Origin of the sequence: Mesorhizobium sp. LNHC232B00, assembly GCF_000502435.1 — a bacterium.
Classification (GTDB): Bacteria; Pseudomonadota; Alphaproteobacteria; order Rhizobiales; family Rhizobiaceae; genus Mesorhizobium; species Mesorhizobium opportunistum.
Genome location: NZ_AYWP01000018.1, coordinates 14745 through 37520, shown reverse-complemented (window position 1 = coordinate 37520; position 22776 = coordinate 14745). Strand labels below are relative to the sequence as shown.

The following is a 22776-nucleotide window of genomic DNA, read 5'->3' as shown; positions in this document are numbered from 1 at the left end:
GGTTACTACCAGCCGCTCGCGGTGGTTGCTTGAGGTTGATTTGGCTCGGGAAGATATTCCCACCACAGATTGTGGAGACGGAAGATGACCAGCGGAAAGGGCAATGAAATGACGATCGCTAAGGCTGGCGCGGCCGAAGTCGACGTGGCGATCGTAGGCGCCGGAATGGCCGGCACCAGCCTGGCAACGCTGTTGGGAAAAGCCGGACGCAAGGTGGCGCTGATCGATCCGCACCGCGTTCATCACGATGAGTTCCGGGCCGAGAAGATCGGCGCGGATCAGATGCAGCTGTTCGAGAAGCTCGGCCTCGACAAGACCGTCATGCCGCTCGTCACCCCGTTTTCCGATCTTTATGTCTTCCGGCTCGGCCAATTCTTCGCACGTGAAAAGAAGTGGGAATACGCATTTTCCTATGGCTCGCTGATCAACGGCCTGCGTGATGCCTTGCCGCCCCAAGTGCCATTGACGGTCGGCAAGGTAACCGAGGTCTCGACCGGACCGGACCGGCAGCGGCTTGTGCTGGTCGACGGCTCCGTCATCAATGCCCGCCTGCTGGTGGTGGCCACCGGCTACAGCGAAGCGGTGCGGCGCGCCATAGGCGTCGAGCGCATCGAAGAATCCAAGGCCCACTCGCTTTCGATGGGATTCGACCTCGCCATCTCGCCGCGTGATTGCACCTATCAGGCACTTACCTGCTACGGCAGGCGGGCCGAGGACCGTGTCGCCTACCTCACCATCTTTCCGATCGGCAACAAGATGCGGGCGAACATGTTCGTCTACCGCACCGTCGCCGAACAATGGACAAGGGACTTTCGCGCCGATCCGCAGAAGATGCTATGCGAACTGATGCCCGAGATTTCGGCGCAGTGCGGCAACTTCGAAGTAGCAAGCCCCGTCGAGGTCAGGCAGGTCAATCTGACCACGACGCAAGGCCACCGCCGCGACGGGGTCGTCTTCATCGGCGACGCATTCTGCACGACATGCCCGACGCCGGGCGTCGGCATCGGGCGGGTGATGATCGATGTCGATCAGCTTCACTCGGTTCACATTCCACGCTGGCTGGAAACACCAGGCATGGCGGCTGACAAGATCGACGCCTTCTATGACGACCCGGTGAAAGTGAGTTCCGATGAGAAAGGCATGCGTGTGAGCTTCTACGCCAAGCGGATCACCACCGAAACCGGGCTGGAATGGCGTGTCCGGCGCCTGCGCAACAACACCGCGCGCCAGTTGATGATCATCGGCCGCAAGGTGCGCCATCTGGGATCGCGGCGGCAGCCCGGTATGGCGTGAGGGATTCCTGTCTCGCCGTGGAGGGCAGCGAGGTGTCTTTCCTTCTCACGTCCCTGCGGAAAAGGAAGCCCTTGGTGTCTCAGGATGCGTCACGCCATCACCAAAAGCAAAAGGCGCGATCGACCGATCGCGCCTCGCATTTCGAAAGGCCAATGCGCCAGGCCGCTCAGGGCGGCGGCTTCGAACCGGGTGACGTCGCCGGCGCGGCCGACACGGCCGAAAGCCGTTCCCGCTTCTGCCAGCTTGGCTTCTCGTATTTCTTCACCGTATGGTGCCCTCCGCGTTGAATGCTGCCCCAGAAGAACCGCTTCGCGGCGCTGTGTCAATTATGCCAGGACGGACTCTCACAGCTTCGATCGGTGTCCTCACCCCAACTGCAGCCCAGCCTTCCTCGCTTCCTCGCGTAGGAACGGCAGCCCCACGCCAATCACATCGTCGGGATTTTCCGCCACCGGCCGCCACACGGCGAGCCCGCCGGCAATGTCGACATCGACATGGTTCATGCTTTCGAGCGTGATGGCGCCGCTGTAGCCGATGTCCGATATGGCCTTCATGCAGGCCGCCCAGTTGAGCATGCCGCGCCCCGGCACGCCGCGATTGGCTTCCGAGACATGGACATAGCCGAGATAGGGCGCCGCGGCGCGGAAGCCGGCCTCGAAACCCTCCTCCTCGATATGCATGTGATAGGTGTCGAGATGGATGAAGATGTTGTCGGCGCCGACGCGCTCGATAATCCGCGCCGCGTCGATGCCGCGGTTGATCAGATGCGTCTCGTAACGGTTGCAGGGCTCGATGCCGAGCTTCAGCCCATGCCCCCTGGCGGCCTTGGCCGCGCGCACCAGGAAGCGGCACATGCCGTCGATTTCGCCAGCCGTCGGCGCGCGGCCCGTGGTCTTGCCGATCGTGCCGTAGGTGACCCCGCCAAGGGCTCCGCTGCCCACCGCCGCGCAGACGCCAAAGGCCGGTTCGAGGAAGGCCAGCGCCTCGTCAGGCCGCGCCACCACGTCGAGTGAAGCAGGCAGTCCAAACGACGGAATAAGCTCGACATTCCACCGTTCGGCAAAGGCGCGCGTGCGCAGAGTGTCGATCTCTTCAGGGCGCAGCAGCGGGATTTCCAAAAGGCCGATGCCGAGCCCCTTCAGCCGCTCCATCTGGGGCTCGATCAGGTCCAGGTCCCAGACCGGCGCAATGGCAAATGTGTGCAGTCCAAAAACGTTCATCTCAGCCTCACCCGGAATGCGGGACGTTGCCAACGGATTCCCGCATCAAGACCCGGCAAGGCTCGAGCCGCGCCGTCGGCGGCCCCTCCTTGCCTTCGATCCGGGCGAACAGCGCATCCATCGCATGGCCGGCGATCTGGCGCACCGGCTGCACGACGGCGGCGATGGCCGGCCATGTCACCTGCATCCATTCGGCGTCGTCGAAGCCGATCAGCGAGATGTCGTTGGGGCAGTGCCAGCCACGGCGGCGGAATTCGGACAGCGCAACCAGCGTGCCCTTGAGGAACAGCGAGTACACGGCCGTCGGGCGCTCGCCTTTTGCAAAATAGTCGCGCAATTGTGCCCGCAGCGGTTCGACATCCGTTTCGGCGAGCACGACATCGATGCGCACATCCGGCGCCAGTCCGAGCGCCGTGGCGCGAAAGCCGTCGAGGCGCGCACGCACCGTCGCCGCCTGTTCGCCAAGGCCGACCACCAATATGTGGCGATGACCCTTGCCGAGAAGGTCGCGCGCCACCTCGGCACTGGCCGCGGCACTGTCGGCGGAGACCGTATCGAAGGCATCGTCGGAGAGCACACGGTCGATCAGCACGCCGGTCATGCCATTGGCCTTCATGAACGCGGCCGCCGGGCCATGCTCGTTGCGCACCGGCGCCAGCACGACGCCGGCGACCCGCCAGTCATGCATGCGGGCGAGAATTTCCGTTTCGCGCGCCTCGGATTCGCGGCTCGACGCCGCCACCAGCGTGTAGCCACGCTGCTCTGCCAGGCTTTCGAGTTGGGTGAGCATCTGGCCGAAGAATTCGCTTTCGAATTCAGGCATGATGGCGCCGATGATGCGGCGCTTGGCCCGGCGCATGTCGGAGGCCAGCGGATCGACGCGGTAGCCCAATTGTTCGACGGCATCGAAGACACGCTGCGCATTTTCCGGCTTCACCGTGGTGACGCCGGCCATGACCTTGGAAACGGTGGCCGCGGACACGCCGGCGCGGCTTGCCACGTCGTGGATCGACGGACGCCGCTGCTGGGCCTGCTTGTGCGCCATTGCTCCTCCTCCGAGGGCAGGCCCCGCATTTACCTGCTGCCGAAATGAGTAAATCGATTTTTCGTGGTTGTAAATCGTTTCACTGGCGGTATTTTGCTCGCCGAGAACGCGATGAGGATCGCGCCGGGAGGAATCGTCATGTCAAGCAAGGATTTGCCGCTGATCATCAGCGCGCCGGAACCACGCACGCTCGAGCTGATCTTCACGCCACCGCAGTTGGCACGTCTCAAGGCGAACTACCGCGTCGTCGAGACGACCGCCGACGGTGTCGCCAAACTGCCGGCCGATGTTTTGGCCGGAGCCCGCTACATCATCGGCCAGCCGCCGATCTCGGAAGAAACGTTGGCGCAGATGAAGGCGCTGCGCTGCGTCTTCAATGTCGAGACCAACCTCATCAACAACATGCCCTACGAGACGCTGTTTGCCCGCGGCATCCATGTCGTCACCACCGGTCTCGTCTTCGCCGAGCCGGTGGCCGAGCTTGGCCTTGCCATGGCGCTCAACCTTGCCCGCAACATCGTCGATGCCGACCTCGCCTTCCGACAGGGCAAGGAGCTATGGGGCGGCGACGGCAACCTGACGGCGCGGCTGCTTTCAGGCGCCGATGTCGGCATCATCGGCTTCGGCGATCTCGGCCGCGCGCTGAACCGCCTGCTCTCGGGATTTCGTACCCGCACCAAAGTGTTCGATCCCTGGCTGCCGCCGTCGATCCTGATCGACAACGGCGTCGAGCCGGCCTCGCTCGACGACGTGCTGTCGCAGAGCGACTTCGTCTTCGTCGTCGCCTCGGTGACCTCCGAGAACCAGGGCTTTCTGGGCAGCCAGGCCTTCGCCAGCATGCGCAAGGGCGCCGCCTTCATCCTGCTGAGCCGCGCCGGCGTGGTCGACTTCCCAGCGCTGATGGCGGCGGTCAAGAGCGGCCACATCGTCGCCGCCAGCGATGTCTTCCCCGAGGAACCACTGGCGCAGGATCATCCCGTCCGCGCCATCCCCGGCTTCCTGCGCTCCGCCCACCGCGCCGGCGCGCTCGACATCGCCTTCAAGCGCATGGGCGACATGGTGCTGGAGGACATGGACCTGATCGACCGCGGCCTGCCGCCGCTGCGCTCCAAGCGCGCCGAGCGCGAGACCGTGTCGAGGATGCGCTCGAAGCCGGCGGACAGGAACTAGGCCGAGACGCGGCAAGCAGACCGACGAGAACGAGATCACGGCCACGACCACCGGCTTTGCGGCTGCTGTGCGTGATTTTAGCATCAGCAAGAACTGAAATTCCAACGAGTGCGGGGCTGCAGGAGACGAAACGTTTTGACATCGGCCCTTTCCTGAGCGTCAAGTCCAGCTGGTAAACTTGGGCAAAGGGGAACAAAATGAGGAAAAGCTATGCAAAGCCGACGCTTCTGAAGCGCCAAAAACTGTCCTCGGTGACGGCGCTTGTCTGTCCGATCTCCCAGTGCGGAGACTGACCTGCGCGCGCGGCCCGGATCGTTGGAACCTTTATCCGGCCTTTGCGTTTTTCAGTCGGATCGTCTCCCATTCGATCCGTCACTCCTCCAATCAACACCCCGCCAGGCTTCGCCTGGCGGGCGTCTCTTTATTTTAGAGGCAACTTGACAACAACCGGACGCGGGGGCTTACGTCAGGCGCATCGGGGCATGGGGGATTCAAATGAAAAAGACCTACCAGAAGCCGCTTCTGGTGAAGCGCGACAGGCTGTCGGCGGTCACCGCGGTCGCCTGTCCGATCTCGGTATGCCCGCACTGAATCGAAGACTTGGCGAGACGACTTGGCAATCGAAGACTGGCACTGGCCGGCTGTAGAAAGCCCGTTTCCCCGAGGTAGCAGGCTTCTGATGGAACGATCGTCCCGCTGCGCGGTTTCTTAAAACAGCCGGGCGACGGCGAGCCCGGTCTACTCCAGAAGGCCCGCCACGAGTCGCGTCGGTGGCGGGCCTTTTCGTGTTGGCCCGCCCGTCGTGCGGTATTGGTCGAAGGTCCCATTCGCGGCAGCACGATCCTGTGCGAGATTGGCGGAATATAAGCACTTACTGAATAATGGTTCGGACGTCTGTCGGGGCGATGTCGTGCCAATCCGCAAGAATCTTGCCGCGAATCTCAGACGCTTGGTCAGCGGCCATGCGTCGGTCGCGGCCGTGTGCCGCGGATTGAACATGAACCGCTCGCAGTTCGAGCGCTACCTGCAAGGCAAGAGCGTGCCCAACCGGGCCACGGCGCGACTGATCTGCGACTATTTCCGCATCGAGGAGGATGAACTGTGCCGAGCGCCGGACGTTGCAGCGCCCGGACATCCTGCCCTGCCGCCGCTCCACCAGAAGCTCTACGAAAACATGGTGCAAGGCCCTTCTCCCGCCATCGCCGGCGGCACCTACTTCACCTATTTTTCGGTTCCCGACCGTCCCGACCTTCTGATGCGGTCGGCCACCTTCGTGCGGCGCGAGGCCGAGCTGGTGACCTTCAGGCGCGTGACCCGGTGGGCCGAAGGCCATCGGCAGGACGGAGCGCGGGCGCCGGGCTGGCACTATGGCGTGGCGATCTCGCGCCTGAACTGGATCTATCTCGCCGGCATCAACCGCCGCCAGACCGGCGAACCGTCGATCGTCGCCGTTCAGTGGGCGCCCTTCTCTGAACCGGTCCTGGTCGGCAACGCCTTCATTCTGACCGCGGCGGGGCCGGTCTGCGTGCCGGTCATCATGCGCCAGCAGGTTGGCAGGATCAGCCTGAGGCAGGCGCTGCAGATGTCCAGAGTGGTCAGCCTCGATGACCCGGGCGTCGACCAGCTTGTGGTAAGCCTTGTGCGTGAGCGCTAGAGTAGCATTGCTGGCCAATGAGAGGTTGGCCTGGGCCAATGAGAACACAAGGGTTCGCGATGCTCAACGCCTTCGACTATGGCGGCAAGGAAGCCGATACAGTGCATGCGCTGGAGGAGGACATCATCTTCGGCCGGCTGGCGCCGGGCGAGCGGCTGGTCGAGGACGTGCTGCTCGCCCGTTTCCCTGTGTCTCGCCACACCATCCGCCAGGCGCTTTACCAGCTGGAAAAACTCGGCATCGTCACGCGTGAGCGCAACAAGGGCGCCATGGTGCGCCGGCTTTCACCCGACGAGGTACGGCAGATCTACGAGGTTCGCGAAATGCTGCAGCGCCAGGCCGCGCTGATGATCCGCTTGCCGGCCAGCGATGCGCTGATCGCGGAGCTGATGGAGATCCACGATATCTATGGCGGCCATATCGATAACGGCTATCTGCGCGGCATCCACGAGGCCAATGACCGCTTCCACCTCACCATGCTCTCGGCCTGCGGCAACGCCTATCTCGTCTCCTCGATCGAGCACTACATGCGCCTCAGCCTGCCGGTGCGCGCCAATTCGCTGGCCGACAGGGAAAAGCTCGACGTCTCGCGAAAACACCACTGGATGATGATCGAGGCGATGAAGCGCCGGGACAATTGGGTGCTGGCGCAGCTCTGCGTCGACCATCTGCAGCCGAGCAAGACGTTTTATCTCCAGGAGATCGAGACCGCGCCGGCCGGCTGAAGCAACGCTTTCGTGCCCGCAACTGCGCAAAGACAAGGAGGCAGAGCGGTTCGCCGAACGCTCTCTTTATCTGATCTTGACGACGACCTTGCCCTTGGCACGCCCGGTTTCGACATAGGCCAATGCCTCGTTGGTGTTCTCGAACGGAAAAGTCCGGTCCATGACGGGACGTATGATGCCGGATTCGATGAGCGATGTGATCTTGCCCAGCTGATCGCCCTGCGCCCGCATGAACAGGAACGAATACCCGACACCCGCGCGCCTGGCCTTGCTGCGTATACTGCGGCTCAGCAGGCGCAGGACCAGCTTCAGAACCATGTTCAACCCCTGCTTGGCTGCAAATCCGGGATCCGGCGGACCGGAAATGGAGATGAGTTTACCGCCCGGCTTCAGCACATGCAGGGATTTTTCGAGCGTCTTGGCGTCCTGGCTGTTCAGGACGACGTCGTAACCTTGCAGGACGTTCTCGAAATCGTCTTTCTTGTAGTCGATAACGATATCGGCTCCGAGGCCTTTCACCAGATCTGTACTCGCCGCGCTCGCTGTCGTCGCGACGATCGCGCCGAGATGCTTTGCCAACTGGATGGCGAAGGTTCCCACGCCACCGGAACCGGCCTGGATAAACACTTTCTGGCCTTTCTTCAGCCCAGCTGTTTCGACCAAAACCTGCCAGGCGGTCAGGCCCACGAGCGGAATCGAGGCGGCTTCTTCCATGCTGAGGTTTTTGGGCTTCAGCGCCACGTCGGCTTCATCCATCGCGATAAATTCGGCAAACGCACCGATCCGGCCGTCGCGTGGCCGCGCATAGACCTCGTCACCGGGCTTGAATTTGCGGACTTTCGATCCGACCCGAACGACGATCCCGGCCACGTCATGGCCCAGGATGAAGGGCGGGCGATAGGGCAAAATCAGCTTGAACTCACCATCCCGGAGCTTGGAATCGAGAAGGTTTATACCGGCGGCGTGAATTTCGACCAGGACATCATTGTCCCGCAACTCGGGCTCCGGCATTTCGGCGAGCCGCAGGGCACCCTTCTTTTGATACTTGTCGACAACAAAGGCTTTCATCATGTTTTCTTTCTAAAATGATTTCGATGGCCGGCGCGAAACAGACCGGGCTTGCGTGTCGCATATGCGTTAGGTCACTCTCTTCGTTCAGACAGGCAGGCGAAATTGCTTGCGCAGGATTTTGTCGAACATCGCGGCCGGCGCGAACCGGCGCAGCATGCTGACCTGTCGCGCTGCCTGGCCGGCGGTGTAGCGCCGCCGTGGATGCCTGTCGGTCGCGACCCGGAGAACCACCTTCGCCACGACATCCGGCGGATCCGCCTTGGGCATCACGTCGCGAAGCAATGCCTCGAACCCTGCGCGCGCCTCATCATAGTCCTGCAGGACGGAATCGGGCTCGAATCCGTTCTGGTCGAACACGGTGCGCACGAATGCCGGTTCGATGACCGAAACGCGTATGTTGAAGGCGCGTACCTCGTGGTCGAGCGATTCCGAATAGCCTTCGAGCGCGTGCTTGACGGCTGAATAATGGGCCGAATACGGGGCCGGGACCAGTCTCAGGATCGAGCCGATATTGATGATGCGCCCTTCGCCCAGCCGGCGCATCGACGGCAGCACCGCGTGGGTGATGCGCATGACGCCGAACAGGTTGACGTCGAACAGAGCCTGCGACTGCGCGACCGAGGATTCTTCCGCGCCTCCCAGCAGCCCGACGCCGGCATTGTTGACCAAGAGATCTATACGGCCGGTCTTGCCGAGGACAGTTGAGACCAGGGACGCGACAGACGCGTCGTCGGTCACGTCGCAAACCAGCATCGATATCCCGTTCGAACTCTGGCTGGACGCCTTGCGGCTGGTGCCGAAGACAGTGAAGCCGGCGCGTGCCAAAATCTCGGCGCTGGCACGGCCAATGCCTGAGGAGGCGCCGGTCACAACAGCGGTCTTTCCCGAATTCCGATTCATTCTAAAGGCTCCAAACGTAAGAGGTCTTGCCTGTGATCGGCAATTGAATTATGATCGTAATATCACATTATGCTCATAATGCAATGGGAAAACGGGAAGGAACCATCATGCGCTATGACAAAGGCCGGAAGGATGCATCACGGAGCCGGATCATGGAGGTCGCTTCCCACCGCTTCCGAGGCGACGGCATCGCTGCCTCCGGCTTGGCCAGCATCATGAGCGACGCCGGGATGACGAACGGCGCCTTTTATCCGCACTTCCAGTCCAAGGCCGACCTCGTGCGCGAGAGCGTGGCCTCGGCCCTGGAGGCTCAGTCGCAGCAATTGCAGGATGTGCTTGCCTCTGGTGGCCTGGAACTGGCCCTGGCGATGTATCTGTCGCCCGAGCACCGCGATCATCCGCAGACCGGCTGTGCCTCCGCCGCGCTGCTGCCGGAAATCGCGCGTCAGCCGCCGGAGACACGCGCTTTCTACACCGAAAGGCTGCTGACCCTGGTGCGCCAGTTGGCGAAGGACCTGCCGCCGGGCATCCGTGATCCGGAAGGTGCGGCGCTGGGCGTCTTCGCCGCGCTCATCGGCGCCCTTCAATTGTCTCGCGCGGTGGAAGGAACGGAATTGTCGGACCGCATTCTAGCGGCGGGAGCGGATGCCGCGCGCACGCTGGCTCAACCGCAGCCGAAAGGCGAAGAATACTAGCCTAGTCTAGGCCGTAAACTCATTAATTCGGAATGACCGAAATGGGTTGAAGCTATCGGATATTGGATGGGGGAAGGCGGAGCTTGGCTTGCGAGGTAACTCTTTCGACAAGCTCAAGGGGGACAGCCTCCCGATGTGCAGTGAGCGTCAGCTTGCCATCAGCGTCAGCGTAAAACACCTCCAGCACAAGCACATAGGGGTGCTCGGTCTCATCCATCAATTCTAGCGCCATGCCGTCCCGGTGGACGTCACTTTGCATGTAAATCTCGTAGCGGCGGCCGAGGTGCTCAAAGCTCATCCCGTCATACTTTCAAAGCGATCAGCTGGCCGCAATGGTTTGAATGAGACTTTCATATTGAGACGAATTCTGATTCAGCTCCACATGAGCCGATATGACCTGACTGACTTCGAATGGCGCGCGATCGAGCCGCTGTTGCCTAACAAGCCGCGAGGAGTGCCGCGCGTCGATGACCGGCGGGTGCTGAACGGTATCTTCTGGGCGCTGCGATCCGGTGCGCCATGGCGAGACCTGCCTGAGCGATACGGCCGCGCACCACCTGCTACAATCGCTTCGTCCGATGGCGGAAAGCAGGTGTGTGGCCTCATGGATGCCATCACCAAAGCCCATGACGGCTGGGTGCAGATGATCGACACCTCCATTGTTCGCGTCCATCAGCAGGGCGCGACGGCAAAAAGCGGCATCGAGATCATTGTCTCGGTCGTTCCCGAGGCGGGCTGACAACCAAAATCCATGCTCTTGTCGACGCCTAAGGCAGGCCGATCAAGCTGACGCTCACGGCAGGCCAGATGAGTGACATCGCATCCGCAGCGGATTTGATCAAGGAATTGCCGGAGGGTGCCATGCTGCTCGCCGACAAGGGCTATGATGCCAACGCTTTGCGCAATACCGTCACCGAGCGAAAGGCATGGGCCAATATCCCGCCCAAGGCCAATTGCAAGGACCCGATCTGCTTCAGCCCCTGCCTCTATAAGGCGCGCAACCTCGTTGAGCGTTTCTTCAACAAAACCAACCAGTTCCGTCGCATCGCAACCCGCTACGACAAGCCGGCCGACGCCGCTCTCAAACTCGTCTCAATCCGCATCTGGCTACGCGGTAATGAGTCTACGTCCCAGTCATTGCATCGTGTTGTACACGCTGCTGGCTGTTGCCGGCTGCACGTCTTCGCCGGGCAAGGATTTTTTCACCGAAACCATCGACAGCCTGCATGCCAAGAATTCGCCCTTGCGGGCGGGATATGCCGGGCCGGCCACCGTCACCTCGGCGCAGAGTGCCGCGCAGCGCTTCAACGGCGCGCAGTATCAGGGGGTCGGGCCATTCGTGCGTGCGGAGCAATCCCTCTCTGCCAGACAGATAACGGCTATCTGCAAAGGCGCTGCGAAGGCTGGCTTTGTCGCCGAGATCTAGAGCTGGAACGGCGACTGTCGAACGACAACATCCCGCGCGCTGGTGCCACGGCGATCACTTGCAAAAGAACGAAAAAACCGTCGAAAGGTTTCCAAAAATATATTTCGATAAATCCCCACCGCTTCCGGCGTGTCATCGGAACTTTCCCTATCCCGACCCCGTTCCGGGCCTGACCGTTGCTTACACGGTCATAAGGCAACAGGGAAGGATCCTACCATGAACATCAAGATGATCTGTTTTGGCGCGATGACGCTTTCTATGGTCGCTGGCTCGGCTCTTGCCGCAGGCAATACCGGCACGTCCGCTCTCGACGACCCGGCCAAGATGCAGCCCTTCTACACCGACTCCAGCATGAAGACGCTGCGCAGCAACGACGACTTCGTCAAAGCCTGGAAGGCCCTGACGCCGGAAGACCAGACCGCGATGATGACGGCTTGCGCCGACGAGGCCAAGAACGCCAACCCCACCAACACCCATCCTGAATTCTGCAGCAGCGTGAAGCAGAACGGCGGCAGCAAGTAACCCGCCGGTCGCTCTAACAGGCAAACAGCCCCGTTCGCGGGGCTGTTTTTGTGACTGTCGGGCATTGGTGCTCGTCCGCCGCCGTACGCCCTAGCCGCTCCGCTGCCCTGTGGCGCCCGCCTCCTTTTTCTGGCCATGTTGCATTGCGATAATTTTGTTGCATTGCGATATCGACCGTCCCGGCCGACATTGCATCGAGCTGGGCTGGCGGGCTGGGCTTGCACGAAGGAGGCCTCGTGTCGGCATCGTTCCGGCCAGACATACAAGGGTTGCGCGCGCTCGCCGTCGGCGGCGTCGTTGCCTATCATTTCGGCCTTACGGCGCTACCCGGCGGCTTCGCCGGCGTCGATATCTTCTTCGTCATTTCCGGCTGGCTGATCACCACGCATCTGATGCAGGAGATCACGGAGACCGGCAGGCTCGACCTCTGGCGCTTCTATGCCCGCCGCGCCCGGCGCCTTCTGCCCGCCGCCCTGTTCGTCATCCTGGTCACGCTGGCTGTCGGCTACTTCATCCTGGCGCCGCAGGAACAGGCGCTCTATTCGCGCGGCGCCATGTATGCCAGCGCCTACGCAATCAATCTGTGGCTGCTGCGCTGGTCGTTCGACTATTTCGCCGCCGATGCCTTGAGCAACCCCTTCATCCACTTCTGGTCGCTGTCGGTGGAGGAGCAATTCTACCTCGTCTGGCCGACGCTGCTTCTGCTCGCCGCCTGGCTGCGCCCTGGCCGGCGAACNAACCGCCGTGGCGGTGATCGGCGTGGCCGGCCTCGCCTCTTTCGCCGCTTGCTTGTGGCTGACCAGCCTCTCGCCGGCCTGGGCCTTCTATTTCTCGCCGCTGCGCGCCTGGGAGTTCGCCGCGGGCGGCCTGGCAACGCTGGCGCCGACGGCCTCGTGCCGGCCGCAACTGCGGGCCGCGCAGGGCTGGCTCGGCCTGGCGCTGATCGCGGCGGCCTACCTTTGCTTGAGCGAAGACCTGCCCTTCCCTGGCTGGTACGCTCTGTTGCCGGTTGCCGGCACGGTGCTGGTGCTGCTGAGCGGCGCTGGCGAGCGGGAACTGACAGGCTGGNGGGCGCCCGCCGCCGCACTGTCGCTGCCGCCGCTGCAATGGATCGGCGCGCTCTCCTATTCGCTCTATCTCTGGCACTGGCCGGTGATCGTCTATGCGCAAATGCTGGTGCCGGATCTCAATGCGTCGCAGCGCCTCGGTTGCGGCGCGCTGGCGCTGGCGCTGTCGGTGTTCAGCTATCACCTGATCGAGAACCCGGGACGGCGTTTCGGCTGGCTGACGGCGGGCGCCCGGGCGTTGGCTCCAGCGCTGGCGCTAACGGGTGCCGGCGTGGCGGTGGCCTATGCCAGCGCGCATCTGGCCACCCGCAACATCGACCCCGCGCAGCGCGGCATCGAGCAGGCGGCCGAGCAGCCCTCAACCGCGCGCGCCCTCGACAAGAGCTGCCTGCTCGATTTCAACACGGTGAAGCCGAAACCCTGTGCGTTCGGCCCAGCCGACGCGGCCCACACCATCGTGTTGTTCGGAGATTCGCATGCCGACCACTGGTCGACGCCGCTGGTAGAGGCGGCCAAACGCAACGACACCAAAGTGGTCACCTACCTCAAATCGTCGTGCCGGGCCTCGCGGCTTTCGACCTTCAACGCGGTGCTGAAGCGCTACTACACCGAATGCGACGCCTGGCGCGAACAGGCGATTGGAGAAATCATCCGCCGCAAGCCGCGCCTGGTGGTGATCTCGGAATTCTCTTTCGGCAATCTGACCCGCGACATGCCCGACGCCAGCCGCGAAGCCGAGACCGCGCGCTGGCAGGCCGGCCTGCGCTCCACCTTGCAGGCCTTCAGCCAGGCCGGCGTCGAGACCGCCGTCATCCGCGACACGCCGATCAGCGACAGCTTCGCCGACTCCTGCGTGGCCCGCGCCCTGTGGTGGCGCGAGGCCCCCTCGCGCTGCGACACGCCAAGGACCGAAGCCGCCAATGACGGCGTGGCGGCCGCCGAGCGCGCCGTGGTGAAAAGCGTGCCAGGCACGCTCTATGTCGACCTCACCGACCGCTTCTGCGGCGCCACCGAATGCCACGTCTTCATCAACGGCAAACTCGCCTTCCGCGACCGGCACCATCTGGCGACAGCGTTTGCAAAAACGCTGGAAGGGCCGCTGGAGAAGGCGCTGTTTTAGGGAGATGGAAGAACGCTCTTTCCTTCTCCCCTGTGGTCGAGCGTTACGCGGATGGGAATCTGGAGGCAGCCAAACCTTGGAGGCATGTTGGCCTCCTTATCCACATCATAACCTTCACGGCCGGCCTCGTTGTGCTGCGTCGATTTCGGCTGCCAAAGCCAACCGAGATCGACGTGGATTGGGCTCGGTAGCCAAGACACGTTTTCTGACGTCTTGAGCGAAGCCGTCTTCCCAGGGATTGGAAGCGCGACAAACCCTTGCTCCCCCGCCCCTCACCGCCCCATTGCATCGGGCTCCCTGGTGAACACCTGGTTCGTCACAGCTGGCGAATTTTCGGAACGAGGCTGCATCTCGGGAGTTTATATTAGGCAAACCTTGAAAAGGAGGCAGCCATGAAAAAGCTCCTACTCGTCTCGGTTATCGCCATTGCTTCGGCGGCGGCGATGATCGCCCCCGCGGATGCTCGCAGTCACGTTTTTATCGGCATCGGCGGCGGTTATAACGATTATTACGGCAATGATTATTACGGTGGCTATGGCAGTCGCTACGTCTATAGCCCCTACGACGACGACTACGATAGCGGCTATAGACCGTACCGGCACCACCGGGGTTATTACTATCGGCACCACCGTTGCCACATCGAACTGGTCAGACACTGGCGCCACCACCACAGGATCGTTGAGGAAATCCGCGTCTGCCGATGACCTGACCTTCTGCAACTGACCCGGCCGGCGTCTGCCGGTCGGGTTTTTGCGCCGTTATCTCACCCTCACCGCCCCATCATCATCCCATAGTGCACCGCCAGCAGATCCAGCCCCACCTTCAAGAGCTTGGTCACAACGTCCCGGCCCTCGCCGGTCTGTTCGGCCAGGCTCTTGATCGACCCGCCCGCACAGCAGACCTTTTGCACCACGGCGGCGACCTCCCAGTGGCCGAGCGCCCTTGTGGCGGCGGCATTAGCGCGGCCGGCGTCCAGCACGCTGTCGGCAATGCCGCCGCCCTGGCGACCGCCGTCGACGCGTTCGGTCCAGCGCATGGGCTTGACGCTCGCCTGCTGGCTGCACTGGAAGTCCTCGCGGTAACGCTGGCCGGCCTCGCGCTGCTGGCGCGACAGCGAGGTGATGCCCAGAAGCGGATCGACATTGCGCACCCGCACGATGCCGCCGGTGGAGGTGAAACCGTCATTCGACACCTCGTAGACGCGCCGTGCCTCGTGCGTTCCGGCGTTCAGCCGCTTGCGGCCGAAGGCGTCATCCCTTAGCGCGAAATCATGGCCGACCTCACGGCGGATGCGCACCTGCTCGGCCTCGCCCTTCGGCAGTTTCGGCGCCTGCGGTTTGGCAGCTTTGGCTTTTTTGGGCATTGGTTGGCTCCTTGGGGTTCTTGGGGTGGTTGAAGAGGCTGGCGGGATGATCACCCCGCCGGCTTCGCGAGCGCTTGCGCCCCACGCCTCGCCACCGGTTCGTGCGGTGGAGAAGGGACATCGTGTCGCCGACGAAATCGGAGACGGGGAGCGGCATAAACGGCCGTTCGCTGATGCCCGCCTCCGCGCCGCGCTCATGGTCACGGTTGATGGAACCAGCCTCCAGCCCGCACGTTGTTTCGCGTCGATTCCAAGGAGAGAATTGCCGATGACGGCCTTCATGCCCGTGACGCTGCGCTTCTGCGACAACAAGACCATGTTGGTCGGCTCGGTGGCCGATGCCGCGACGGCGCTTCGGCAGCAATGGCCCGACAAAACCTCGCCCGGCTATCTCGACGCCGCACGGCTGGTGCGTCTGGCGGTCGAGGGCAGTTGCTGCCCGCGCACCGCCTTCGAAGCATTCATCCGCGCCGCCGGGCAGCAGGGCATATTGGTGGCCAGGCGCAGAAGCCGTGCGCATGACTGGCTGGACGCCGCCGCCCGCCCGTGAGGCAGGTCCAACCGCCATGCAACCGCCTGCTGGTCTCGCGCGTTTATGAGCGTCGGCTTGAAAGCCGCGCGCACTGCACGACCGAAGGTGAACGCCGTGGGTACGATGAAAACCGGAGTGCCGCTTAAAGTATGCCTGGACGGCCATGTCGAGGAGATCGACAACGTGGCCGACGCCGCCGATTTCCTGCAACGCTGGCCGATCGAGCGGCGCGGCCACGTCTACCGCAGCGCACTCAACGCCTGCAGCGCGGCCATTGCCGCGCAGATCTCGGAATCCGATGCGATAAAAGTGTTCACCGGCTTTGCCCGTGTCGCCGGCATTTTGGTTGGAGACAGCGGTCCGGCGATGACGCTCGAGGCCCGGACAGCGCAAAGCCGCCTGCCCAAACAGGGACGGCAGATGCCGAAATAGGGCGGCGAGAGTTCGTTCGTGCCGGGCTTGTTTCATTTGAAATCCTCAAATCCGCCGGCTGGCGCACACCTGCACGATTTGCGTTAGCGTCCATTCACTCATCCCGGCGTTACCCGGCAACCCGTCGCTGGAATCGCGCCTGGTGATAGCTGCAATAGCTTTTCAGCGCCTTGGTGCGCATGCCGCAGCACAGCATTTCGGCGCCCGGCCGCCCGCCCGGCGCATCCTTCTCGGGGTCTTCCTCCAGCGCCATGTCCAGCGGCGCGCGGCAGCGGGAAAACACGCAGTCGATGAACCGCATCGCCACGCCATGCGGCTGGCGGCCGATGGGTGCGCGCTGCGGCGCCGGCACCTCCAGGCGATAGGCCTCGCCATCGGCGATCAGCACACCCACCTCGCGCACCAACAGACGCGTCGGCAGCCAGGCCGGCGAAGGATCAGGCCTGGTCCGGATTTTGCGAGTGGCGCCGCCCCCGGCAATTTGTGCGTCGGGCAATTTTTCAGCGGCAACCTTGCCGTTGGCCCTGCTCTTTGCCCGCGTTCGGCCTTGTCGCCTGCTCTTCACCGCAACCCGCTTGACGCCGGTCGGCGATCCCTTGCGGTTGGCAAAACCAATCGCACACAGCATTGCGTTGCGGTGGACAATGCCGATGATGGCGTTGCGCGAAACCGGGCTGCCGCGCAGCGCACTGAACGCGGCGGCGATCCTCGAGGCCGAAAGCCCCTCCTTCAGCCAGCGGGCGATCTCCTGCAGTTCGGCGTCTGTATAGCTTGCCATTTCCAGGCTCCATCCAAAGGTTCGCCTTCGGCCACGCTTGAAAGCGCGCCGTCGGCCAGGCGTCAGGGTTGGGCCCGGTCTGGGCCGCGGTCAGGGTGTTCGATGCGAACGCCGGCTTCTCGCCGGCGATCAGCCGAAGCGGATCGATTGCCCGGCGAGGCGCGCAAGCCGCGCCTCGGCCGTCTTTCTATCGGAGGCGGACGCCGCCCTGCCCGTTGCGGGCTCCAACAGGATGACGGTGCCGTCCTGCGTGCGGATGCAGGATCGCGCGGGCAGGACACACCGGTCGAATTGGGGGCCGGAGCCGAGGGGAGCGGCGACTCCGGCCGTTCCGGTCGCCGCTGACGGGCGGACCGGACCCGAGGCTGGTGCAGTCAAGCACGGGGCCTCGGGCTTCACTCCGGCCGGGGAGGAGGACGGCCGGAGCGGAAGGGAATGGCTGGCGACTTCAGCCGCCGGAAGCGCCTCGCAAGAGGCCGGCGCTACCGCGCCATCGAAGCTGGACAGGTTTTGCATGGCCAGATATAAGCATAACTCGAAAACCGATGCAAGCCATTCTTTCATAGACGAGAGCAGCTTTCATCGCTCACATGGGTGCCATGGCAAAAACGGAACTGTCGATCAAGGTCGGGGCGGCGATCCGCCAGGCGCGCAAGCAACGCGGCCTGGTCATGCGCCACATCGCCGAGCACAACGACACCGATGTCGCCGCCGTCGGCAATTGGGAAACCGGCCGCAATCTGCCCAAGACCGAGAACCTGTTGAAGACCGCCGCCTTCCTGCGCGTCGACCCGGTCGCGCTCGGCCAAGGGCAGGTCGTCTTCCTCGACGATGCCGGTCCGGTGGCCGACGCCGAGATCGTCACCGATGCCGCCCCCCTGCCCGCCGGACCGATTGATATCGAGCTGCTGGGCGCGGCCGTTGGCGGCGACGACGGCGACTTCACATTCAACGGCGAGGTTGCCGGCTATGTCCAGCGCCCGCCCGGTATCGCGCATCTGCGCAAGGTGTTTGCACTGCACGTGCTTTCGGATTCCATGGTGCCGCGCTACGAGCCCGGCGAAATGCTCTATTGCGGCGGCCGCGATGCCGTCCCCGGCGACCATGTGGTGATCGAGACCTTCCCGGAAGAGAACGAGCGCAACGGCAAGGCCTTCATCAAGAAGCTGGTCAAGCGCACCGCGGGCGAACTGGTGGTCGAACAGTACAATCCGCCGAAGACACTTACCTTCAACCGCTACGCCATCAAACACGTCTGGCGGGTTATCCCGCTGAAGGAATTGCTTGGGTATTAGAGGTGGTGCGGTTCTTCCTTCTCCCCTTGCGGGAGAAGGTGGATCGGCGCGCCAGCGCCGAGACGGATGAGGGGTGCGTGACGGAATGAGGCGCTGGAGATCTTGCGCTCTTCATCTTGTCAGACCACCTCTCGGAAGTACAATGGCCGGGCGTCGGCGTGCCCTGGAACACCCCTCATCCGTCTTGGCGCTAAGCGCCAATCCACTTTCTCCCACAAGGGGAGAAGGAAGAACCAGCGCCACCGCCCCCATCAAGCCCGCCTCGACCGCTCCAGCGGCACCTCGCGGTCGCTCAGCATTTGCGCTTCGCTGCGGACGCGCTGGCGCTCGTCGATGAACGCGGCCTGGATCGACACCGCCGTACCCGGCAGCCCGTCGGCGCGGCAGGCGGAACACACGATGCGACCCGAAAGTACAGCCAGCGGCGTCTTGCCATTCACCCCGAACCGCTTCAGCTGATCGGGCCGCCACCACCTGTTGCGGCCGCAATCGGCGCACTCGACGGAGATCGAGGCGACCTGCGCTATTACTGCTTCCCTGCCCGGCAATGCCATCGCCCCTGCTCGCCTTTTGTTCGTGATTTGTTCTTATATTCCCGCGTTTTGCACGGAGAGTCGAGTCGCACTTTCAAGACTTTCCCAAAGTTTCTCTTCTCCATATTTTTGAGTTATGCTTATATTCAGTCACAAATGTGAGTCGGCCGGCGATCGCCGCGCCAGACCGGGGAGCCATGATGGATGACGCCGATTTCGCCCGCGCCTGCGGTTACACCGGCGACAGCCCCGCTTTGCTCCAGGCCTTCGAGGCGATCCGCCGCAACGGTATCGCTCACGCCCGCCATGACCATTTCAGGCGCAAGGCCGTCATCGACGAACTGAAGCAGGCGGAACTCCTGTTCCTGGCCGCGATCGGCCCTGCGCTGACGGCGCAAGAAGCCATCGAGGACACCGCCCATTTCATCGCCTGCTGGCGCAACATGCCGCGCTGGCGTCAGGAGCGTCGCCTGCCCGATCTGGTCCGGGCCAGGCAGCAGCGGCTCGTGGCGCGCTTCTTCCGCCGCTACGCACACCGTCTGTGGGCGCTCGAAGCAGCCTGAGGGCAGGCACGCCTGGACCAGCCATTTGCTGGTTCCATCAGCGGCCTTTTCTTTCTACATTGCCTGCGGGTGGCTGTTCGTTCTACGTGCATAGTTTGGAATGTTGAAGACTGCCCGCTCAAGAGTTCAGACCTGGATAACGGCCGGCGCGGGAACCATTGCCGCCCTGTTCGTCGCCGGCCTGATGGGAGCCTTCGGCGCCCTGCCCGCCCACGCACCGCCGCAATTGCCGCCGGACATCGCCATCGATGCCGGGCGCTGGCGTGTGCAGCCGGTGCGCGCCTATGTCAGCCATGCCGAGGTCCATGGCGTGCCCTTGAAGCCCGGCCAGAAGGCGCTGGTGCTGGAAGCCGACATGACCAACCGCACCGCCCAATCCGACAAGGCCTATTTCGATGTCTTCAGGCCGGACGGGATCGATCTGCCCGACGTTCAGCCGATGATCGCGCTGACCCGTGATGCGACGCTGACGCCGGAACTGCACCCCGGCATGACCGAGCGCATGGCCTATGTCTGGCCGCTGGCCGGCGACGCGGCCGTCCCACCAACGCTCGCCTTCGGCATTACCGCCGAGATCTTCAAGCCGCGCGACAATCTCTACGGCACGCCTGGCTGGTACAATCCTTATCGTCTCGGCACCGTCACCTTGCCGGTCGCCGATGTGCGGGCGACAGAAACGCCCGGGAGCGGATCATGAGAATCCGCGTCCTCGGCAATCTCGTGATTCTCGCCGCCACAGTCGCGCTGAGCTATGGCATGCAGGTCTCCAAGCCGCATTATGCCGACCTCATCGCGCCGATCCCGGTCGATGGCGCCATGCACGGCACGGTGCGGGCACGCAGCTTCGAGGTCCGCCTGGACAAGATCGTCTTTGCCCGCAAGCTCAAGACCAACCAGTTCGGCCAGGAGAGGCTTTTGACGACCGGCGGCCTGTGGGCGGTGGTGACGACAAACCTCGCCGCCACCGGCTCCTCCACCACGATCGCCGACGGCACCTGGCAAGGCCCGACCGGGCTGCGCTATCACCAGACGGAGCGGCTCGGCTATCGCCAGGACATGCCGCCGCATGGTGTCGATCCGGGCCTCGAAAAACGCGGCCTGTTCGTCTTCGAAGTGCCATCAGACCAGATCCGCGGCGCCAGGCTGCTGATCGCCTCGCGCCGGTTCGGCCCGCTCGACGCCCAGGCTCGCATCGGTCTCGACGCCGTGCAGACCGGCGCCGACGGTGAGCCGGCCGACATCGTGCCGGAATTCGATCTGGACGCGCAGCCGGGTGGAACATGACCGCCGTTTCCGCCAATGAGGAGCCAGCCACCGCCACCGACGCGCAGGCCGAGAAAAAATGGCGCCGGCTCAGCCTGGCGGCACTTGCCGTCCTGCTGCCGCTGACGCTGGCCGAGACCAGCTACGACAGCGTGCGCGCATGGCTGCGCGGCGAGGATCTCGTCGCCAGGGATGTCGACTTTGGCCAATTCGCGCCGTTCGGCGGCAGCGACTGGCGGCTGGCCGACCTGCGCGGCGGCAAGGCCGGCCGCTTGCCCGACCATGCCTTCGCCGTCATCGCCACCTTCTCCGTGACCATCGGCGACCCCGACCTGCAGAAGCAGTGGCTGGGCTGCAAGCTGATGCTGACCGATGCCGCGGGGCGCCGCTGGCTGCCCGACTTCATCTCGGGCGTCAGCCTGCCGGATGGCGTGATGAACTGCACCTCGGCAATCTTTTCCGGCGCCAGGAAGGGCGACGTCATCACCATCGGCGACATCTTCATCGTGCCCGAGGACGCCATCAAGACCATCCGCCCCGCCGTCGGACTGAGCAGTGAGCGACCCTGGTATCTGCGTTTTCAGCGGCCGCCGAAGTAGCTACTTTCTCCCCGTCACTATACGGGGAGAAATGCCCGGCAGGGCAATGAGGGGCAGCGCCAACGCTTCGGTAAGCGGCTGATTTGCCAAATGTCGCTGTCAGCGCCGGCTTGCATATCCAAGCTCAATTCTTTCGCGTCGGCGCCGCCCCTCATCCGCCTGCCGGCACCTTCTCCCCGTATAGCGACGGGGAGAAGAACGCTCTTCTACGCCGCGTCAGCCTTTACCTTCCCCATCCCCTTCGACAACGAAAACGCCGTCTCCAGCACGGCGGCGAGAAAGCAAATCCGCAGCGGCTCGATCAGGATGCCGGTGGAGGAGTCCTGGAACGGACTGCCGAACAGCAGCGTCACGCCGCGCGAGAAGATCTGCCAGACATCGAGCTCGTGCGGGCCGATCAGCCGCGTCGCGCCCAGCCACAGCCAGGCAGCACCCCAGTCGAGCAAGCGGTAGCCGACGACCAGCGTGCACAGAAGCACCAGGCTCGAGCTCACCGTCAGCCGCACGCCGTTGGCGATCGGCAGGTAGCGCGAGCGGTAGCCCTTGACGAAATGCTCGACGAAGTCGCGCAGGAATTTCGGCAGGCCGGCATAGCGCTGGCCGAACCGCTCCAGCCGGCCGTGCACGCGCATCAGGACGGCGTCGTCGCGCACATCATAGCCATAGATCAGCGCCGCCATGACCAGCCAGATCAGCGGCAGCAGCATGTAGAAGAACAGGTTCACCGCGACCGTCGACGGCGCGATCGAGGTGATCTCGACCGGCACCATGGGTGCCGCCGTCGCCATCGGCACCGGGCTCGCCAGTCCATCGATCGACGCCTGCACGGCCGACCAGAAATTGCGGCTCATCAGCCATTGCAGCGCCGAGTCCTTCCAGCGGCTGATGACGTAGAGGCCGACGAAGATCCAGTTGGTCTCGCAGATCACCACCACGATCTGCCAGAACGAAAGGGCCGTGGTCTTGTCCTGCATGAATTTGGCCAGCCGGCGGATCAGCCAGGACACCGCCACCGAGACCAGCAGCCAGCGCGAATCGAGCACGTCGAGCACATTGGCGCTCTGGCCGAAATCGGCCTGGTCGAGCGTTTCGCGCGAATATTGCCGCACGATGTCGCCAAGGAATCCCCATGCGGCGTAGTAGGCGAAGAACGGCAACAACGCGATGGTGAGCATGCGCACCAGCCGCGAGCCGCGCCGGTCCGCAGCATTGTTATGACTGTCGGCGGTCGCAGCCTTGTCCGCGCTGCGCTGCGCTGCAAGCACATTGGGCAGGCCCGGCCGCAGCACGTGGAACATCGCCACCGTCACCACCAATTGCGCCAGCGCCACCAGCGTCAGCATGGCGAGCCCGGCGAAATGGTTGGCGAGCGCCACCTTCGCCGCCAGTTGCAGCAGGATGTCGCCGGCCAGCACGCCTGCCAGCACCAGCGCGACGAGCTGCGGCCAAAACCGTCGCAGCAGCGTAAAACTCAAGCTGATCGGTCTGACGATGTCGGCAAACATGAGGT

The 22776-nt window shown here is 63.6% G+C and carries 23 protein-coding genes and 2 pseudogenes; 17 read left to right on the top strand and 8 right to left on the bottom strand.

Annotated elements, in window-relative coordinates; all coding sequences use genetic code 11:
- Positions 1–84 precede the first annotated feature (84 nt).
- Positions 85–1293 carry an NAD(P)/FAD-dependent oxidoreductase gene (locus tag X743_RS148400; RefSeq protein WP_023767179.1) on the top strand — a complete coding sequence of 403 codons (1209 nt, stop codon included), beginning with the start codon at positions 85–87 and terminating at the stop codon, positions 1291–1293.
- 152 nt (positions 1294–1445) lie between these two features.
- Positions 1446–1580 (top strand): hypothetical protein, encoded by a 135-nt coding sequence (locus tag X743_RS1000000173980; protein ID WP_280801312.1) that lies wholly within the window; start codon positions 1446–1448, stop codon positions 1578–1580.
- A 78-nt stretch (positions 1581–1658) separates the two neighbouring features.
- Here X743_RS1000000173980 and X743_RS148410 read toward each other — a convergent pair whose 3' ends face one another.
- Together X743_RS148410 and X743_RS148415 are read right to left on the bottom strand one after the other, a co-directional pair.
- Positions 1659–2513 carry a sugar phosphate isomerase/epimerase family protein gene (locus X743_RS148410; RefSeq protein ID WP_023767177.1) on the bottom strand — a complete coding sequence of 285 codons (855 nt, stop codon included), beginning with the start codon at positions 2511–2513 and terminating at the stop codon, positions 1659–1661.
- 7 nt (positions 2514–2520) lie between these two features.
- Positions 2521–3558: a LacI family DNA-binding transcriptional regulator gene (locus X743_RS148415; protein WP_023767176.1), complete on the bottom strand. Its 1038-nt coding sequence runs from the start codon at positions 3556–3558 to the stop codon at positions 2521–2523.
- Between the two features lie 138 nt (positions 3559–3696).
- Here X743_RS148415 and X743_RS148420 point away from each other — a divergent pair, with 138 nt between their 5' ends.
- The 3 genes from X743_RS148420 (at position 3697) to X743_RS148430 (ending at position 7107) form a co-directional block, all read left to right on the top strand.
- On the top strand, positions 3697–4728 hold the full coding sequence (locus tag X743_RS148420; RefSeq protein WP_031257968.1) for a hydroxyacid dehydrogenase: 1032 nt from the start codon (positions 3697–3699) through the stop codon (positions 4726–4728).
- Between the two features lie 910 nt (positions 4729–5638).
- Entirely contained in the window at positions 5639–6382 is a 744-nt protein-coding gene (locus X743_RS148425; protein ID WP_023767174.1) for a helix-turn-helix transcriptional regulator, read from the top strand.
- Positions 6383–6441: 59 nt separating this feature from the next.
- A complete protein-coding gene (locus tag X743_RS148430) occupies positions 6442–7107 on the top strand; it encodes a GntR family transcriptional regulator (protein ID WP_023767173.1) in 666 nt (221 codons plus the stop codon).
- A gap of 66 nt (positions 7108–7173) precedes the next feature.
- On the opposite strand, the gene X743_RS148435 is transcribed toward X743_RS148430, so the two are convergent.
- Entirely contained in the window at positions 7174–8175 is a 1002-nt protein-coding gene (locus tag X743_RS148435; RefSeq protein ID WP_031257967.1) for an NADP-dependent oxidoreductase, read from the bottom strand.
- Positions 8176–8262: 87 nt separating this feature from the next.
- Entirely contained in the window at positions 8263–9078 is an 816-nt protein-coding gene (locus X743_RS148440; protein WP_023767171.1) for an oxidoreductase, read from the bottom strand.
- Between the two features lie 107 nt (positions 9079–9185).
- Between X743_RS148440 and X743_RS148445 the strand changes: the two genes are divergently transcribed.
- The 5 genes and pseudogenes from X743_RS148445 to X743_RS148465 all read left to right on the top strand — a co-directional run bounded on the left by X743_RS148445 (position 9186) and on the right by X743_RS148465 (position 14612).
- Positions 9186–9773, top strand: coding sequence for a TetR/AcrR family transcriptional regulator (locus X743_RS148445; RefSeq protein ID WP_031257966.1), 588 nt, complete (start codon positions 9186–9188; stop codon positions 9771–9773).
- Positions 9774–10155: 382 nt separating this feature from the next.
- Positions 10156–10886: pseudogene (locus X743_RS1000000170980) on the top strand (IS5 family transposase); the annotation flags it as partial.
- Between the two features lie 529 nt (positions 10887–11415).
- Positions 11416–11721, top strand: coding sequence for a hypothetical protein (locus X743_RS148460; protein WP_023767165.1), 306 nt, complete (start codon positions 11416–11418; stop codon positions 11719–11721).
- 236 nt (positions 11722–11957) lie between these two features.
- A pseudogene (locus X743_RS01000000169250) lies at positions 11958–13908 on the top strand (acyltransferase family protein).
- A 392-nt stretch (positions 13909–14300) separates the two neighbouring features.
- On the top strand, positions 14301–14612 hold the full coding sequence (locus X743_RS148465) for a hypothetical protein (protein WP_023767162.1): 312 nt from the start codon (positions 14301–14303) through the stop codon (positions 14610–14612).
- Positions 14613–14677: 65 nt separating this feature from the next.
- On the opposite strand, the gene X743_RS148470 is transcribed toward X743_RS148465, so the two are convergent.
- Positions 14678–15271, bottom strand: a complete 594-nt coding sequence (locus tag X743_RS148470; RefSeq protein WP_023767161.1) for a DUF6456 domain-containing protein — start codon at positions 15269–15271, stop codon at positions 14678–14680.
- 268 nt (positions 15272–15539) lie between these two features.
- Here X743_RS148470 and X743_RS148475 point away from each other — a divergent pair, with 268 nt between their 5' ends.
- Positions 15540–15821 (top strand): DUF982 domain-containing protein, encoded by a 282-nt coding sequence (locus X743_RS148475; RefSeq protein ID WP_023767160.1) that lies wholly within the window; start codon positions 15540–15542, stop codon positions 15819–15821.
- Between the two features lie 45 nt (positions 15822–15866).
- Positions 15867–16235: a DUF982 domain-containing protein gene (locus X743_RS148480; protein ID WP_023767159.1), complete on the top strand. Its 369-nt coding sequence runs from the start codon at positions 15867–15869 to the stop codon at positions 16233–16235.
- A 109-nt stretch (positions 16236–16344) separates the two neighbouring features.
- Here the strand turns inward: X743_RS148480 and X743_RS148485 are convergent, their stop codons facing one another.
- The gene (locus X743_RS148485; protein ID WP_023767158.1) at positions 16345–17013 is read right to left on the bottom strand and encodes a GcrA family cell cycle regulator; all 669 of its coding nucleotides are present in this window, start codon (positions 17011–17013) and stop codon (positions 16345–16347) included.
- A gap of 590 nt (positions 17014–17603) precedes the next feature.
- On the opposite strand from X743_RS148485, the gene X743_RS148495 reads away from it, so the two are divergent.
- Positions 17604–18308, top strand: a complete 705-nt coding sequence (locus tag X743_RS148495) for a helix-turn-helix transcriptional regulator (protein WP_023767156.1) — start codon at positions 17604–17606, stop codon at positions 18306–18308.
- Positions 18309–18559: 251 nt separating this feature from the next.
- On the opposite strand, the gene X743_RS148500 is transcribed toward X743_RS148495, so the two are convergent.
- Positions 18560–18862, bottom strand: a complete 303-nt coding sequence (locus tag X743_RS148500) for a hypothetical protein (protein ID WP_023767155.1) — start codon at positions 18860–18862, stop codon at positions 18560–18562.
- Positions 18863–19041: 179 nt separating this feature from the next.
- On the opposite strand from X743_RS148500, the gene X743_RS148505 reads away from it, so the two are divergent.
- The 4 genes from X743_RS148505 (at position 19042) to X743_RS148520 (ending at position 21266) form a co-directional block, all read left to right on the top strand.
- Positions 19042–19404 carry a hypothetical protein gene (locus X743_RS148505; protein ID WP_031250551.1) on the top strand — a complete coding sequence of 121 codons (363 nt, stop codon included), beginning with the start codon at positions 19042–19044 and terminating at the stop codon, positions 19402–19404.
- 100 nt (positions 19405–19504) lie between these two features.
- Entirely contained in the window at positions 19505–20101 is a 597-nt protein-coding gene (locus tag X743_RS148510; RefSeq protein ID WP_023767153.1) for a hypothetical protein, read from the top strand.
- Positions 20098–20688 (top strand): hypothetical protein, encoded by a 591-nt coding sequence (locus tag X743_RS148515; RefSeq protein WP_023767152.1) that lies wholly within the window; start codon positions 20098–20100, stop codon positions 20686–20688. Before X743_RS148510 ends, X743_RS148515 begins: the two co-directional genes overlap by 4 nt.
- On the top strand, positions 20685–21266 hold the full coding sequence (locus tag X743_RS148520; protein ID WP_023767151.1) for a hypothetical protein: 582 nt from the start codon (positions 20685–20687) through the stop codon (positions 21264–21266). Before X743_RS148515 ends, X743_RS148520 begins: the two co-directional genes overlap by 4 nt.
- Positions 21267–21472: 206 nt before the next feature.
- Here X743_RS148520 and X743_RS148525 read toward each other — a convergent pair whose 3' ends face one another.
- Positions 21473–22771 carry a hypothetical protein gene (locus X743_RS148525; protein WP_023767150.1) on the bottom strand — a complete coding sequence of 433 codons (1299 nt, stop codon included), beginning with the start codon at positions 22769–22771 and terminating at the stop codon, positions 21473–21475.
- Positions 22772–22776 lie beyond the last annotated feature (5 nt).